17 protein-coding genes are annotated in these 15,314 nt (G+C 42.7%); 15 read left to right on the top strand and 2 right to left on the bottom strand.

Going from position 1 to position 15,314, the window contains the following annotated elements:
• Complete coding sequence (locus D8877_RS08660) at positions 1–201, bottom strand: 4-oxalocrotonate tautomerase (RefSeq protein WP_223310287.1); 201 nt, start codon at positions 199–201, stop codon at positions 1–3.
• 105 nt (positions 202–306) lie between these two features.
• Here D8877_RS08660 and D8877_RS08655 point away from each other — a divergent pair, with 105 nt between their 5' ends.
• The 9 genes from D8877_RS08655 (at position 307) to D8877_RS08615 (ending at position 8,678) form a co-directional block, all read left to right on the top strand.
• A complete protein-coding gene (locus D8877_RS08655; protein ID WP_125353041.1) occupies positions 307–879 on the top strand; it encodes a thymidine kinase in 573 nt (190 codons plus the stop codon).
• Positions 880–915: 36 nt separating this feature from the next.
• Positions 916–1,995: a peptide chain release factor 1 gene (prfA, locus tag D8877_RS08650; protein ID WP_002895522.1), complete on the top strand. Its 1,080-nt coding sequence runs from the start codon at positions 916–918 to the stop codon at positions 1,993–1,995.
• Complete coding sequence (prmC, locus tag D8877_RS08645; protein ID WP_125341688.1) at positions 1,995–2,831, top strand: peptide chain release factor N(5)-glutamine methyltransferase; 837 nt, start codon at positions 1,995–1,997, stop codon at positions 2,829–2,831. The genes prfA and prmC overlap by 1 nt, the downstream gene beginning before the upstream one ends.
• Positions 2,824–3,414, top strand: coding sequence for an L-threonylcarbamoyladenylate synthase (locus D8877_RS08640; protein ID WP_125341687.1), 591 nt, complete (start codon positions 2,824–2,826; stop codon positions 3,412–3,414). The genes prmC and D8877_RS08640 overlap by 8 nt, the downstream gene beginning before the upstream one ends.
• A gap of 47 nt (positions 3,415–3,461) precedes the next feature.
• Positions 3,462–4,724: a serine hydroxymethyltransferase gene (gene glyA / locus D8877_RS08635; protein ID WP_002895517.1), complete on the top strand. Its 1,263-nt coding sequence runs from the start codon at positions 3,462–3,464 to the stop codon at positions 4,722–4,724.
• A 1-nt stretch (position 4,725) separates the two neighbouring features.
• A complete protein-coding gene (locus D8877_RS08630) occupies positions 4,726–5,700 on the top strand; it encodes a nucleoid-associated protein (RefSeq protein WP_002915230.1) in 975 nt (324 codons plus the stop codon).
• Complete coding sequence (locus D8877_RS08625) at positions 5,700–6,302, top strand: lysozyme family protein (protein ID WP_125341686.1); 603 nt, start codon at positions 5,700–5,702, stop codon at positions 6,300–6,302. The genes D8877_RS08630 and D8877_RS08625 overlap by 1 nt, the downstream gene beginning before the upstream one ends.
• 265 nt (positions 6,303–6,567) lie before the next feature.
• Positions 6,568–7,422 (top strand): alpha/beta hydrolase, encoded by an 855-nt coding sequence (locus D8877_RS08620; RefSeq protein WP_125341685.1) that lies wholly within the window; start codon positions 6,568–6,570, stop codon positions 7,420–7,422.
• 275 nt (positions 7,423–7,697) lie between these two features.
• Positions 7,698–8,678 carry a DUF1002 domain-containing protein gene (locus D8877_RS08615; RefSeq protein WP_125341684.1) on the top strand — a complete coding sequence of 327 codons (981 nt, stop codon included), beginning with the start codon at positions 7,698–7,700 and terminating at the stop codon, positions 8,676–8,678.
• Positions 8,679–8,766: 88 nt separating this feature from the next.
• On the opposite strand, the gene guaA is transcribed toward D8877_RS08615, so the two are convergent.
• Positions 8,767–10,329, bottom strand: coding sequence for a glutamine-hydrolyzing GMP synthase (guaA, locus tag D8877_RS08610; RefSeq protein WP_125341683.1), 1,563 nt, complete (start codon positions 10,327–10,329; stop codon positions 8,767–8,769).
• A gap of 238 nt (positions 10,330–10,567) precedes the next feature.
• Here guaA and D8877_RS08605 point away from each other — a divergent pair, with 238 nt between their 5' ends.
• The 6 genes from D8877_RS08605 to D8877_RS08580 all read left to right on the top strand — a co-directional run bounded on the left by D8877_RS08605 (position 10,568) and on the right by D8877_RS08580 (position 14,950).
• Positions 10,568–11,266 carry a GntR family transcriptional regulator gene (locus D8877_RS08605; RefSeq protein ID WP_125353039.1) on the top strand — a complete coding sequence of 233 codons (699 nt, stop codon included), beginning with the start codon at positions 10,568–10,570 and terminating at the stop codon, positions 11,264–11,266.
• A 153-nt stretch (positions 11,267–11,419) separates the two neighbouring features.
• Positions 11,420–11,752 (top strand): putative DNA-binding protein, encoded by a 333-nt coding sequence (locus tag D8877_RS08600; protein WP_032907526.1) that lies wholly within the window; start codon positions 11,420–11,422, stop codon positions 11,750–11,752.
• Between the two features lie 4 nt (positions 11,753–11,756).
• Entirely contained in the window at positions 11,757–11,972 is a 216-nt protein-coding gene (locus D8877_RS08595; RefSeq protein ID WP_125353037.1) for a 2-oxoglutarate:acceptor oxidoreductase, read from the top strand.
• A 28-nt stretch (positions 11,973–12,000) separates the two neighbouring features.
• Positions 12,001–13,575 (top strand): signal recognition particle protein, encoded by a 1,575-nt coding sequence (gene ffh / locus D8877_RS08590; protein ID WP_125341680.1) that lies wholly within the window; start codon positions 12,001–12,003, stop codon positions 13,573–13,575.
• Positions 13,576–13,653: 78 nt separating this feature from the next.
• Positions 13,654–14,454 carry an alpha/beta hydrolase gene (locus D8877_RS08585; RefSeq protein ID WP_125341679.1) on the top strand — a complete coding sequence of 267 codons (801 nt, stop codon included), beginning with the start codon at positions 13,654–13,656 and terminating at the stop codon, positions 14,452–14,454.
• Positions 14,455–14,506: 52 nt separating this feature from the next.
• Entirely contained in the window at positions 14,507–14,950 is a 444-nt protein-coding gene (locus D8877_RS08580; protein WP_125341678.1) for a MepB family protein, read from the top strand.
• Positions 14,951–15,314: the final 364 nt, after the last annotated feature.

Raw genomic sequence — 15,314 nt, 5'->3', positions numbered from 1 at the left:
TTATTTTTCCCGCATTTGACCTTGTGGGAAGTAGGTTCCTTCTGGCATATCGTTAATAATGACATGGACAGCAGACTGAGGTGCGCCAGTATTTCTGACAACGGCTTCAGTTACTTCCTTGGCAAGAGCTTTTTTCTGCTCTAGAGTGCGTCCTTCAAACAAATCAATTCTAACAAATGGCATATTTTCTGCCTCCTTTATTTCTTTATCATTATTTTATCATAAATGAGGTTTTAAAGAGTAGTGAATTATGGTAAAATAATGTGAAGTAAAAATGGAGATAGTGAATTAGCAAAGATTTAAATTATGGCTCAGTTATACTATAAATATGGCACGATGAATTCGGGCAAGACCATTGAAATTTTGAAAGTGGCTCACAATTATGAAGAACAAGGCAAGAGCGTGGTTATCATGACCTCGGCTGTTGATACCCGCGACGGCTTTGGTGTCGTTTCTAGTCGTATCGGTATGAAGCGGAATGCTATGGCTATTGAAGATCAGACGGATATTTTTGGCTATATCCAGCAGCTTCCTGAAAAACCTTATTGTGTTTTGATTGATGAGGCTCAGTTCTTGAAACGCCATCATGTCTATGATTTGGCTAGAGTGGTGGATGAACTGGATGTTCCGGTTATGGCTTTTGGTCTGAAAAATGATTTTCGCAATGAACTTTTTGAAGGCTCCAAACACCTCTTGCTCTTAGCTGACAAGATTGAGGAGATTAAAACCATTTGCCAATATTGCTCTCGTAAGGCCACTATGGTTTTACGGACTGATAACGGAAAGCCAGTTTATGATGGTGAGCAGATAAAAATTGGCGGCCACGAGACCTATATCTCAGTCTGCCGCAGGCACTATTTTAACCCCGATATTAAGTAATTCGATGATAGAAATAAAGGAGATGATGAAAAATCTATGAACATCTATGAACAGTTACAAGCAGTTGAAGATCGCTACGAAGAACTTGGTGAACTCCTAAGCGACCCTGATGTAGTCAGCGATACCAAGCGATTTATGGAGCTTTCTAAGGAAGAAGCCAGCACCCGCGATACAGTGACGGCTTATCGAGAGTATAAGAAAGTCCTGCAAAACATCACAGACGCTGAAGAAATGATTAAAGACGCCTCTGGTGATGCGGACTTGGAGGAAATGGCTAAGCAGGAGCTCAAGGATGCTAAGGCTGAAAAAGAGGAATACGAAGAAAAACTAAAAATCCTCCTTTTACCTAAGGATCCAAACGATGATAAGAATATTATCCTTGAAATCCGCGGGGCTGCAGGAGGAGACGAAGCGCAGTTGTTTGCCGGCGACCTCTTACAGATGTATCAAAAATATGCTGAAAGCCAAGGCTGGCGCTTCGAAGTTATGGAAGCTTCTTACAATGGTGTAGGTGGAATCAAGGAAGTGGTTGCTATGGTCTCTGGTCAGTCCGTCTATTCAAAACTTAAGTATGAATCTGGCGCTCATCGCGTACAGCGGGTTCCTGTAACTGAAAGCCAAGGCCGCGTTCACACCTCGACGGCGACAGTTCTAGTCATGCCAGAAATCGAAGAAGTAGAATACGACATTGATCCTAAAGACCTGCGGGTAGACATCTACCACGCCTCAGGTGCCGGCGGACAGAACGTCAATAAGGTTGCGACAGCAGTTCGTATCGTCCATCTGCCAACCAATATCAAGGTCGAAATGCAGGAAGAGCGGACCCAGCAGAAGAACCGGGATAAGGCTATGAAAATCATCCGAGCTCGCGTAGCAGACCATTTTGCTCAAATTGCTCAAGATGAGCAAGATGCAGAGCGCAAGTCTACGATTGGTACTGGTGATCGCTCGGAGCGGATTCGCACCTATAACTTCCCGCAAAACCGGGTGACAGACCACCGTATTGGCTTGACCTTGCAAAAGCTGGACACGATTTTAGCTGGCAAACTGGATGAAGTCGTTGACGCTCTGGTTCTCTATGACCAAACGCAAAAACTAGAAGAGCTGAATAAATAATGACATTAGCTCAATATTTGGCGGAGTTAGAGCAAGAGCTGGTAGCAGCTGGAGAAGAAGCAGAAAGCCTGACTTTCGTTTATCGGGCTCTCAAGGATCTCTCCTTTACCGACTTTGTTCTTAAGCTTCGGACAAAAGTCAGCCAAGAAGATCGTGACCAGCTAAAAGCAATTCAAGAGCAGCTGCTTGCCCACATGCCAGCCCAGTATATCATCGGTAGCAGTGACTTTCACGGCCTGACTCTCAAGGTGGACGAGCGGGTTCTGATTCCAAGGCCTGAGACGGAGGAGCTGGTGGAGCTGATTTTGTCAGAAAATCCCGAAAGTTCTCTGTCTGTCTTGGATATCGGAACGGGTAGCGGAGCCATTGCTTTGGCACTGGCAAACAGTCGTCCAGACTGGCAAATTACTGCTTCTGACCTTTCGGAAGACGCTCTTTCTTTGGCAGTAGAAAACGCTCAGTCCTGCGGACTTAACCTTGCTTTTGTCCAATCTGATTGCTTGGATGCAATCCAAGCAAAATTTGACATTATCGTCTCCAACCCACCCTATATTTCAGAAGCAGATAAAGACGAAGTAGGACTTAACGTTTTGACATCAGAACCTCACATGGCCCTCTTTGCTGAGGAAGATGGTTATGCCGTCTATCGGAAAATAGCTGAGCAGGCAGGGGACTATGACTATCTGACAGATAATGGAAAAATCTATCTGGAAATTGGTTACAAGCAAGGAAACGGCGTTGTAGAGTTACTGAAAAAATCTTTTCCTCAAAAACGAATTCGAGTTCTGAAAGATCAATTTGGCAAAGATAGAATGGTGGCGATGGACAATGGATAAGATAGAAAAGACTCTGGCAGCGGGCGGAGCAGTTGTCCTGCCGACAGAAACTGTTTATGGCCTCTTTGCTCAGGCTTTGAATGAAGAGGCAGTTGAGCGAGTCTACGAATTAAAACGAAGACCCCGTGACAAGGCTCTCAATCTTAATGTGGCTAGCTTAGAAGAGATTTATGCCTTTTCCAAGAACCAGCCCTGCTATCTGGAACAACTCTATCAAGCCTTTCTGCCTGGGCCACTGACTGTTATCCTCCAAGCCAATGACCGAGTGCCTGCCTGGATAAACTCAGGTATGGAAACCGTGGGGTTTCGGATTCCTAATCATCCAGTTACCCTGGACTTGATTCGCAAGTACGGTCCCTTGATTGGTCCATCCGCCAATCTTTCTGGAAAAGTTAGTGGAACTTCTTTTCAACAGATTGTGATGGATTTCCAAGAGCAAGTCTCGGGAGTAGAAGAGGATGCTGCTTTGACAGGTCAGGATTCAACCATTCTAGACTTGTCTGGAGAAAAGGCTCTTATTTTACGCCAAGGGGCAATCACTCGCGAGGATATTATTAATCAAGTAAATGGTATAAAATTTTAACTTTTAGGACCTAAGGTCCTATTTTCGCAAAAGAAGGGAGACACCTTATGATTTTTGACCAAGAAGACTACAAAGCATTTGACCCAGAGATTTGGGAAGCAGTTGCTAAAGAAGAAGAACGTCAGCAGCATAATATTGAGCTGATTGCTTCAGAAAATGTTGTTTCTAAAGCTGTCATGGCTGCTCAAGGTTCTATTTTAACCAATAAGTATGCCGAAGGTTATCCAGGTCGCCGTTACTATGGTGGGACGGATGTAGTGGATGTAATTGAGAGTCTGGCAATTGAACGCGCCAAGGAAATTTTTGGTGCCAAGTTTGCTAATGTGCAGCCTCACTCAGGCAGCCAGGCAAATTGTGCGGCTTATATGGCTTTGATTGAGCCAGGTGATACTGTTATGGGTATGGATTTGTCTGCTGGCGGCCACTTGACTCACGGTGCGTCAGTCAGCTTCTCTGGTCAAACCTATAATTTTGTATCCTATAGTGTTGATCCAGAAACAGAATTGTTGGACTTTGATGCTATCCTCCAGCAAGCCAAAGAGGTTCAGCCTAAGTTGATTGTGGCGGGGGCTTCAGCCTATTCTCATATCATCGACTTTTCAAAATTCCGTGAAATCGCTGACGCTGTAGGTGCCAAGCTTATGGTTGACATGGCTCACATCGCTGGTTTGGTTGCTGCTGGTCTCCATCCAAGTCCTGTGCCTTATGCAGATATCACAACCACGACAACCCACAAGACCTTGCGTGGACCTCGCGGTGGTTTAATTTTGACAAATGATGAAGAATTAGCTAAGAAAATCAACTCAGCTATCTTCCCGGGCATTCAGGGTGGACCATTGGAGCATGTCATTGCAGCCAAAGCAGTTGCGTTTAAAGAAGTGCTTGACCCAGCTTTCAAGGTTTATGCTCAGCAAATTTTGGACAATGCTCAAGCTATGGCCCAAGTCTTCCGTCAGCATGACAAGTTCCGTGTGATTTCTGACGGAACTGAAAATCACCTTTTCTTGGTTGATGTTACTAAGGTTGTAGAAAATGGGAAAGTAGCGCAAAATCTCTTGGATGAGGTTAATATTACCCTCAATAAAAACTCCATCCCTTACGAGACTTTGTCACCATTTAAGACTAGCGGCATTCGTATCGGCACAGCAGCTATTGCAGCTCGAGGCTTTGGTGTAACAGAAAGTATCAAGGTAGCAGAGCTTATTATCAAGGCTCTGGAAAACGCTGAAAACGAAGCGGTGCTAAATCAGGTGCGGGCAGAAGTTCGCGAATTGACGGACGCTTTTCCACTCTATGAGGGCTTGAACTAAGATGGATATTTACGTAAAAAAAGCGATTATTCATCAATTCAGCCCAGCTGATACCGAACTGCTGCTAGCGGATAAATTTCTCAACATTACTCCCAAGATTGAAGAATATCTGCGCAAGAAGATTGAGCGGGTATATTCTGACGATGCTAAAACAGGTGTATTCGATCCTGAAAACGTCTTTTTAGCCCAGCTTTCAGACGACTTACTGGAAACATCAGTGACAGTGGCTAAGCTCTGGCAGGAGGAGTTTTCTGTCAGTGAAAACCAGAAAACCAACGATCTGATTTTTGTCCAGTTTGACAAAGAAGGTGTGGAGCACTTCGCTTTTCTGCGGATTGCTCTGCGGGAAACCCTGACCCACTTGGGTGGTGAGGTGGACAATCCTATCAAGCTGACGCAGAACAATCTGCCTGGCTTTGGTACGGGGGCAGACGAGGCTTTGGTCATCAATCTCAAGTCTCGCAAGTACCATCTGATTGAAAAGCGCATCAAGTATAACGGTGCCTTTCTCAATTATATGTCAGATAATCTCTTGCAGGTCAATCCGACAATCTCAGCTAAGAAATCAATCAAAGCACTTGAGAAGACTGCTCAGAAGGTTGCTGAAAGTTTTAACAAAGACGATTTTCAGTTCCAGTCCAAGGTCAAATCCAGTATTTTCAAAAATCTGGAAGAAAATGACGAACTGTCGCCTGAAAAGTTGGCTGATGATCTTTTTGACAGCAATCTGACTGCCCGACTTACCTTTATTGACCAAGTCAAGGAAGCTATTCCTGAGCCAGTCAAGTTTGATGAGATTGACAGCAGCCGCCAGAAGAAAAAGTTCGAAAATCAGAAACTCTCCCTTTCAAATGGAATTGAGCTCATCGTTCCCAATAATATATATCAGGACGCAGAGTCGGTAGAATTTATCCAGAACGACAACGGGACCTATTCTATTTTGATTAAGAACATCGAGGATATCCAAAATAAATAATGTTTAAATTTCTAAGAAGACTGATTTTAGTCCTTTTCGTGCTCTTTGCCGGCTACAAGATTTATCAGGTTCATCATGATGTCAAGCAGGTCATGAAGTATCAGACTTTGGTCAGAGAAGTGCTGGACGAGCAGGACACAGCGGCCAATGAAGAATTGGTACTGGCCATGATTTATACAGAGACCAAGGGAAAAGACACTGATGTCATGCAGTCCAGTGAAAGCGCGACTGGTCAGACCAATGCTATCACGGACAATAAAGAAAGCATTCGCCAGGGAGTTCAGGCCTTATCTGATAACCTAGAGTTAGCTAGCGAGAAAAAGGTAGACGTTTGGACAGCAGTACAAGCCTATAATTTCGGCCAAGCCTATATCGACTACGTCGCTAAAAACGGTGGCGAAAATACGCTGGAGCTAGCCAAGAAATATTCCAAAGATGTGGTAGCGCCAAGCTTAGGAAATGTAACTGGCAAGACCTACGGCTACTATAACCTGATTTCAATTTTCCACGGACCAGAGCTCTATATCAACGGCGGAAATTATTATTATTCCCGTCAGGTCAAGATGAATATGCACATCATGCGCCTCTTAAAATGGTTTTAGAGAGTGGGACAGAAATCGGTAATTCGTTAGAATTCGATTTCGTCGTCCCACCTCCGCACAGTTGAGTAGGGCTGTAAAAGCTGATGAAATCAGCGTAGTAGAGCCCACTCAACCACTGCGTCTTGCTCGACAATCCAAAGACAATTGAGAGGCTAGGACTTTTGTCCCAGCCTCTTTTTTGATGGTAAAGTAATAATCCGGATATTTGTAACCACGATGGATACATGATATAATTTTGTACATCTATCAATAAAAGGAATGAAATATGAACAAGAAACTTGGTTTTAAGCTCCTCATTCTGGTTTCAGTGACAATTACCGGTCTAACAGCTTTTTACAACCATAAAGAAGCCACTAGCCTCAATACAAAACAATATGTGCAGTCAACAACGCCGACCTTGTTTTTCCACGGTTTTGGATCCAGTTCTAATGCTGAAAATCATATGACAGAGGCAGCCAAAAAAGCTGGAGTCACTCAGACAATTATCACAGCAAACGTCAGTAAAAACGGGCAAGTAAGCTTATTAGGCGAGATACCGAAAGGTGCTATCAATCCCATTATTAAGGTAAACTATGAAGATAACCGCAATACTGACTACGCTCAAGACGGCAAATATGCAGCAGCTGTGATTCGCAAGCTAGAAGAAACTTATGGCTTTGATAAGATGAATCTGGTAGGCCATTCGATGGGGAATATGTCTATCCTCTTTTATATGTTAGAGAACGGTCAGGATGAAAATCTTCCTCAGTTGCAAAAGCAGGTCAATATTGCCAACCATGTTAATGGTCTGCAAGGAAGGGACTTGCCTGAAGATTTGACAATTCTAGATGACCAAACCGGCCAGCCTAGTGCTATGAGCCAGACTTATCAAAAACTACTGGGATTACGAGAAATCTATCCGCAAGAGCAAGTAGATGTTCTGAACATTTACGGTGATTTTAAAAATGAATCCGACGGTTCTGTCCTCAATATTTCTTCTCGCAGCCTCAAATATCTCCTGGTTGAGAATGCCAAATCTTACCAGGAAAAGAAAATCACAGGTCAGTTGGCTCAGCACAGCCAATTGCATGAGAATCCAGAAGTAGACGAATTACTGATTGACTTCCTTTGGAAAAAGTAGGAAAGAGCAGTTACTGGCAAGCAAATCCAGTGACTGTTTTTTCTTTGAACTTCTTTGAGAAATGTTGTAAAATGTATCTATTATCTCAAGCCCTCAATGGATGAGATAATAATAACTCCATCATTGCAGCAACTTAACTGAAGCACTCTAAACATCAAAAGGAGCGAAAATCACAAGCTCAAGAAACAGAAATTCGAGGCACTCAGAAAGAAGTTTGCTCTATAAAAAAGCTATAGAATTTGGGAAACTATAGCGGGAGGAAAAGAGGAAAAAATATGAAATTCAAAAAAATTTTAATGACAGTAGGAGCCTTGCTGGCTACTCTGTTTACTGTATCAACCGCAGCTGCCGATTCAAATGTTCAGAAAGTCATTGATGAGACATACGTGCAGCCTGAGTATGTGCTGGGTTACTCCTTAGATGAGAGCCAAAAACAGCAGACCTTGCAGATGCTTGGCTACAATTCATCCAGTGATAGCAAGCCACTTAAGACCATGACTCCAGAAGTCTACTCTAAAATCATGGATGTTGCTAACGACCCTAGCCTGCAGCTTTATTCTTCTGTAAAAATCCAGAAGTTAGGCAGCAATAAGCCATTAGAGGTCAAAATTGTCACTCCGCAAAACATCACCAAGGTTACAGAAGATATGTATCGCAATGCGGCTGTTACTCTAGGTGTTCAGCACGCGCAGATTACCGTTGCGGCACCGATTCCGGTAACAGGTGAGAGTGCTTTGGCAGGGATTTACTACTCTCTTGAGGATAATGGCGCGACCATTCCTCAGGAAAATAAAAACCTAGCGCAGGAAGAACTGGCTGCCCTTTCTGGTATCAATGCTGAAAATACAGGTAAGGAAGGCTATGATGCGGACAAGCTTAACGTAGCTCTGGCTGATATCAAAGCGGCTATCGCCAATGCTAAGAAGAACAACAGCAATCTGACAGCAGATGATGTCCGTAAGATTGTTGAAGAAACCTTGAAAAATTACGGTCTGACTCAGTCAGTGACCAGTGACCAAATCAACCTCATCGTGAATTTCGCTATCAATCTTTCAAACAGTGGAGTCATTACGGATTCTGACTTTACAAAGACCCTTAGTGACTTGAAAGACAGCATTGTTTCAAAGGCAGGGGATACCTTTAACAATATTAACCTCAACTTTGATGCAAATGGGCTCCTTCAAGAAGGTGGTAATTTCTTTTCTAATATCTGGAATGCCATTGTCAACTTCTTTAAAGGATTGTTTGGCGGTTAATTCCAAGACTGTATTAAAACAAGGCTAGAACATTTTAGTTCTAGCCTTGTTTGTTTCTACAGTTATCATTTAAAATAAGATTTGTTTGTTACTCCCACTCAACAGTTGCAGGTGGTTTGCTGGTGATATCGTAGACGATGCGATTGACATGGTCTACTTCATTAACGATACGAACAGAAATCTTTTGCAGAATATCCCAAGGAATCTTGGCAAAGTCAGCTGTCATACCATCGATAGAAGTGATAGCGCGAATCGCAATTGTGTAGTCGTAAGTTCGGCCGTCGCCCATGACTCCAACAGATCGGACGCCAGTATTAACAGTAAAGTATTGCCAGATGTCGCGGTCAAGACCAGCTTTGGAGATTTCTTCGCGGAGAATAGCATCAGATTCGCGGACAGTTTCCAATTTTTCCTCAGTGATTTCTCCCATAACGCGAATAGCAAGACCTGGGCCTGGGAACGGTTGGCGCCAGACAATTTCATCAGGCATACCAAGCTCGGTACCCAAAGCACGCACTTCGTCCTTGTAGAGCGTGTTCAGTGGCTCAATCAGCTCAAACCGCATGTCTTCTGGCAGACCACCAACGTTATGGTGAGATTTAATAGTCTGAGCAGTGTCGGTACCGGATTCGATGACATCGGTATAAAGTGTGCCCTGAGCTAAGAATTTTACATCTTTTAGTTTGCTGGCTTCGTCGTCAAAGACATAGACAAACTCGTTTCCGATGATTTTACGTTTTTGCTCTGGATCTGAGACACCAGCTAGTTTGTCAAGGAAACGTTTAGCTGCGTCAGCCTTAATGATATTTAAACCAAATTTGCCGCCCAGCATATCCATGACCTGATCAGCTTCGCCTTTACGCAAAAGACCATGATCCACAAAGATACAGATTAGTTGATCACCGATTGCTTTCTGCAAGAGAACACCGACGACAGAAGAGTCTACACCACCAGAAAGCCCCAACAACACCTTCTTGTCACCAACGGTTTGGCGGATTTTTTGAATTTCCATGTCAATGAAGTTATCCATAGACCAGTCGCCTTTGGCTCCACAAATATTCAGAGCAAAGTTGCGCAGGATATCATAGCCAAACTCTGAATGACGAACCTCAGGGTGGAACTGAATGCCATAGATTTTCTTAGCTGGATTTTCAATGGCTGCAAAAGGACAGTCAGCAGAAGTACCAGTACGAACAAAGTCAGCAGGAATTTCTGTTACTGCATCTCCGTGGCTCATAAGAACTAACTGGCTTTCAGGTGTTCCGTTGAAAAGGCTGGAATTAGCAGTATGTGACAGATTTGACTGACCATATTCACGATTTCCAGCATGACCAGCAGGGACAACCTTGCCCCCCAGCTTGTGAGTCAAAAGCTGCATACCATAGCAGATTCCCAAAATCGGGATTCCCAACTCGAAAATTTCCGGATCAATATCAAAAGAGCCGTCTTCATATACAGAATTCGGACCGCCGGAAAGGATAATACCGACAGGTTGGATAGCACGGACTTCGTCAGCAGTAATCTTGTGGCTCTTGAGCTCAGAAAAAACACCGATTTCACGAATGCGGCGTGAAATCAGCTGGTTGTACTGGCTTCCGTAATCAAGCACGATGATCTTTTCGACATCTTGTAATTCAGTTCTAGTTGTCATCTGTTCCCTTTCTTAAAAGAAGTAATCTTTTCCCCTCATTTTATCACAAAAAAGGAATTTTTCCAAGGTAATAAGGAGCAAGAGTGATGAAAAAACGAATATGAGTCTTTATTTGGCTAAACAGCTAGAATCGTGAGAAAAGCAAGCATTTGAGAGCTAATCTTTATCATTTAGTTTGACATTTGAAGTATTTGGTACTAAAATAAAGGAAGGTACCAAATAAGAAAGAAGAGTCAACATGTTGCCCGCATATATCAAAATTCATGATCAGATTAAGAAAGACATCGACGATGCCGTTTGGGAGATTGGAGAGCGCCTGCCCAGTGAGCGAGATCTAGCCGAAACCTTTAAGGTCAGCCGTATGACCCTGCGTCAGGCCATTACGCTCTTGGTTGATGAGGGGGTGCTAGAGCGTCGGGTCGGCAGTGGTACCTTCGTAGCCAGCACACGTGTTCAGGAGAAAATGCGCGGCACCACCAGCTTCACGGAAATCATGAAGGCGCAAGGCAAAACGCCATCCAGCCAGCTTATTTCTTATCGGCGTACCCTGCCCAGCGAGCAGGAAGTGGAGAAGCTAGGCATCCATAAGGCAGAAAATGTCATTCGGATGGAGCGGGTCCGCTATGCTGACGATTTGCCGGTGGTCTACGAGGTGGCTTCAATTCCAGAGAAGTTCATTAAGAATTTCAAAAAAGAAGAGGTGACCAGTCATTTCTTCCAGACCTTGCAGGAACATGGTTATAAAATCGGCAAGTCCCAGCAGACGATTTATGCTCGGCTGGCTAAGGAAAAAATCGCCAATTACCTTGATATTCCCCGCGGCCATGCTATATTAGGACTGACTCAGATTTCTTACTTTGATGACGGTACAGCTTTTGAATATGTAAAAAGCCAGTATGTCGGCGATCGTTTTGAATTTTATTTGGAAAACAATTAATTATTGCAAAACTCTTGGTTATCACTAAGAGTTTTTTTACTTGTCTTTTACACAGAAGAAAAAGCTGATTGAAGTTTTGCAATCTCATATTTCGAGTGTTTATTTCCCTTGTCAGACTAGAGTTTATCATGCTTTTCTGGTATAATGTTTCTTATGGAAATTGAAAAAACAAACCGAATGAATGCTCTCTTTGAGTTTTATGCGGCGCTTTTGACTGACAAGCAGATGAACTATATTGAACTCTACTATGCAGATGATTACAGTCTAGCGGAGATTGCCGAGGAGTTTGGTGTTAGCCGTCAGGCCGTTTATGATAATATCAAACGGACAGAGAAGATTCTGGAAGACTATGAGAAAAAGCTGCACATGTACTCGGACTACATCGTCAGAAGTCAGATATTTGACCAGATTACAGAGAAATACCCTGACGACAGCTATCTGCAGGAGCAGATCGGGATTCTGTCTGGTATTGACAATAGGGAGTGACCATATGGCTAAACAAGTTATCTACAAGGGAATGTCTTGCTGGTTGTTGGAGTCGGAAGAACCTTTTCCTGCTAGGGTACAACTCATCTCCCCTGACGATCTTTCTAAGGCAATGCAAGAAGGCTTCAGCTGCTGGGGCTACCCAAATGAGATTATGAAAGAAGTCTCTTCCGAGGAATTTGCTTGTTTAACGCGTTTTGGAAAATTTCCACTGAATTGATTGAAATAGAAACTAGGAGAAATCAAAAATGGCATTTGAAAGTTTAACGGAACGTTTGCAGAACGTCTTTAAAAATCTGCGCAGAAAAGGAAAAATCTCAGAGAGCGATGTTCAGGAAGCAACCAAAGAGATTCGTCTGGCCCTTTTAGAAGCCGACGTTGCCCTGCCAGTCGTCAAAGACTTTATCAAGAAAGTCCGTGAGCGCGCTGTCGGTCATGAAGTTATCGACACCCTCAATCCAGCGCAACAGATTATCAAGATTGTTGACGAAGAACTGACAACTATCCTAGGCTCTGATACTGCTGAGATTATCAAGTCACCAAAGATTCCGACTATTATTATGATGGTTGGTCTGCAAGGGGCTGGTAAGACTACCTTTGCTGGTAAGCTTGCTAATAAGCTCAAGAAAGAAGAAAATGCTCGTCCGCTCATGATTGCGGCGGATATTTACCGTCCGGCGGCTATTGATCAGCTGAAAACACTTGGACAGCAAATTGATGTACCAGTTTTTGCTTTGGGTACGGAAGTTCCAGCTGTTGAGATTGTCCGTCAAGGTTTGGAGCAGGCAAAAGCCAACCACAATGACTATGTCCTGATTGATACGGCTGGGCGCCTTCAGATTGACGAAAAGCTCATGCAGGAGCTGTCAGATGTCAAAGCGCTGGCTAACCCGAATGAAATCCTCTTGGTTGTCGATGCCATGATTGGTCAGGAAGCGGCTAATGTCGCTCGCGAATTTAACAGCCAACTGGAAGTGACCGGGGTTATCCTGACTAAGATTGATGGCGATACCCGTGGTGGTGCAGCCTTATCTGTCCGTCAGATTACTGGTAAGCCCATTAAATTTACCGGTACCGGTGAAAAGATTACTGATATCGAAACCTTCCACCCAGATCGCATGTCCAGCCGGATTTTGGGCATGGGAGACATGCTGACTCTGATTGAAAAAGCCTCTCAAGAATACGATGAGAAAAAATCGCTTGAAATGGCTGAAAAGATGCGGGAAAACACCTTTGATTTCAATGACTTCATTGATCAGCTGGATCAGGTACAAGGCATGGGACCTATGGAAGACTTGCTCAAGCTGATTCCAGGTATGGCCAATAATCCTGCTCTCAAGAATATCAAAGTGGATGAGAAAGAAATTGCTCGCAAGCGCGCCATCGTATCCTCTATGACACTAGCTGAGCGGGAAAATCCTGACTTGCTGAGTCCTAGCCGCCGCCGTCGGATTGCTAATGGTTCGGGTAACAGTTTCGTCGATGTTAATAAATTTATCAAAGACTTCAATCAAGCTAAGCAGATGATGCAAGGCGTTCTGTCAGGCGATATGAGCAAGATGATGAAGCAAATGGGCCTCAATCCAAACAATATGCCTAAGAACATGCCTGGTGGCGGAGGAATGCCCGACATGTCAGCTCTGGAAGGCATGATGGGCCAAGGCGGGATGCCAGATATGTCAGGCTTAGGAGGAGCCGGGATGCCGGATATGAGCCAAATGTTCGGGGGCGGTCTCAAAGGGAAAGCTGGAGAGTTTCTAATGCGCCGCAGCATGAACAAAATGGCCAAGCAAATGAAGAAAAACAAGAAGAAGCGGAAGTAATAACAAAAAAACAAGTCGCATAACTAAGTTTTATGTGGCTTGTTTTTGGAAACATCAGATTCTGATACGGAGACTAGAATGAAGCCTTTTTTGACTCAATTGATTCATCGACTTGCTAAAACCTTTCAAAAATTATTGAATAAGCTGCCTTCCCACCCTATTTCTCATCTACCTGCCAGCAAGGTCAAAATACGTCCTATTATCATGATTCCAGGTAGTTCGGCGACTGAGAATCGTTTTAATCGAATGGTTAAAAAACTTAACCGGAATCAGCATCCACATCATAGTCTAGTCCGTATTAAAATCTGGAATGACGGACACATGACTTACCGAGGGCATTTGAAGCGCAAGGACAGAAATCCTATTTTTGTGGTTGGCTTTCAAAATAATCGCGATGGTTATGAAAATATCAAGCTGCAGGCGGCAATGTTTGACGATGCCTTGACTGTCTTGCGAGAGAAGTACTCTTTTAACAGCTTTAAGGCGCTTGGGCATTCTAACGGTGGTCTAGTTTTTACGGCATTTCTGCAGCAATACCTGGCAAACCATTCTGAGTTAGAGATGGAAAAGCTCCTGACTATTGGTAGTCCTTATAATCTAAATAAGAAAAACATCAATCATAGAGTTGCGATGCTAGATGACTTCATATCTAACCAAGAAAATCTACCTAAGAAGTTGCAACATTTGTCAATTATGGGAATCTTTTTTCGAGACGGTGACGGAATTGTCCATAAAAGCAGTGTAGAAGCCGGGAGCTTGATTTACAAAGGAAAGATTGCTTCACACAGAGAGGTCGTCATCGTAGGCAAGGATGCTCATCATTCTTCCCTGCCGCAAAATGAACAAGTAGTTGATTTGATTAAAGGGTTTTTATTCTAGTAAGTATTTTACATAATTTAATTTCGGTAAAAAATTAGAAAGGTGATAAAAAATGAAAATGACAGACATTCTTCATAGGTATTATGGTGACTTTGATCTGATAAATGAAAAATGGAACGAAGACTATGAAAGCATTTTAATTAAACCAAAGGATAATCAAGAATATAAAAGATGCCGTTTGGCAAAGAAAACACCCAAAAAAGAAGGATACTTTACAGTCTTTTGGAAAAAAGACCAAGACAACAAGAATATTCCTTATACTTATAGAGACTTGGGTGATGAACTAGTTATTGTCGTTATTGACGACTGTCATTGCGGTATATTTATGATTCCCAAAGAGGTGGCTATCAGTAAAAAAATTCTTTCTACTAAGGATTGTAAAGGAAAGATGGCTATGCGGTTTTATCCGTCCTGGTGCACAAATTTAAATAAAACAGCTCAGGCAACACAAAAATGGCAACTGGATTATTTTAAAAAAATCGAATTAGAAGAATAAGTTTTTGGTGAAACAAGATAGAGTTTAGTTTCTCAATTCTGTCTTGTTTTTATTATAAAACTAAAAGTTTATGTACAATTGACTAAACTAGAGCTAAACCATTGATACAACTGAATTAGAAGCATTAAGTACATTCTTTAAAAAATGTACTTTATTTTTATTTTGTACATTATTCTAAGGCGGTATTTTGTATGTTTTCTAGTACATAATATCCTCAAATCTAAGAAATTGATTTGTACATTTTCGACTCTAATAGGTGTAGAAGAAGTGGTTGTTCAATTGTACATTTTATTTAGACATTGACAATTATTAAGATAAACATTTTTTTAAATTTAATGTCTAAATAATTGACAAAGTTCTATAA

The sequence above is a fragment of the Streptococcus sanguinis genome, from assembly GCF_003943735.1.
Taxonomy (GTDB): Bacteria; Bacillota; Bacilli; order Lactobacillales; family Streptococcaceae; genus Streptococcus; species Streptococcus sanguinis_E.
The sequence above is the reverse complement of the archived record's forward strand: the minus strand, read 5'-3'. Positions and strand labels throughout refer to the sequence as shown.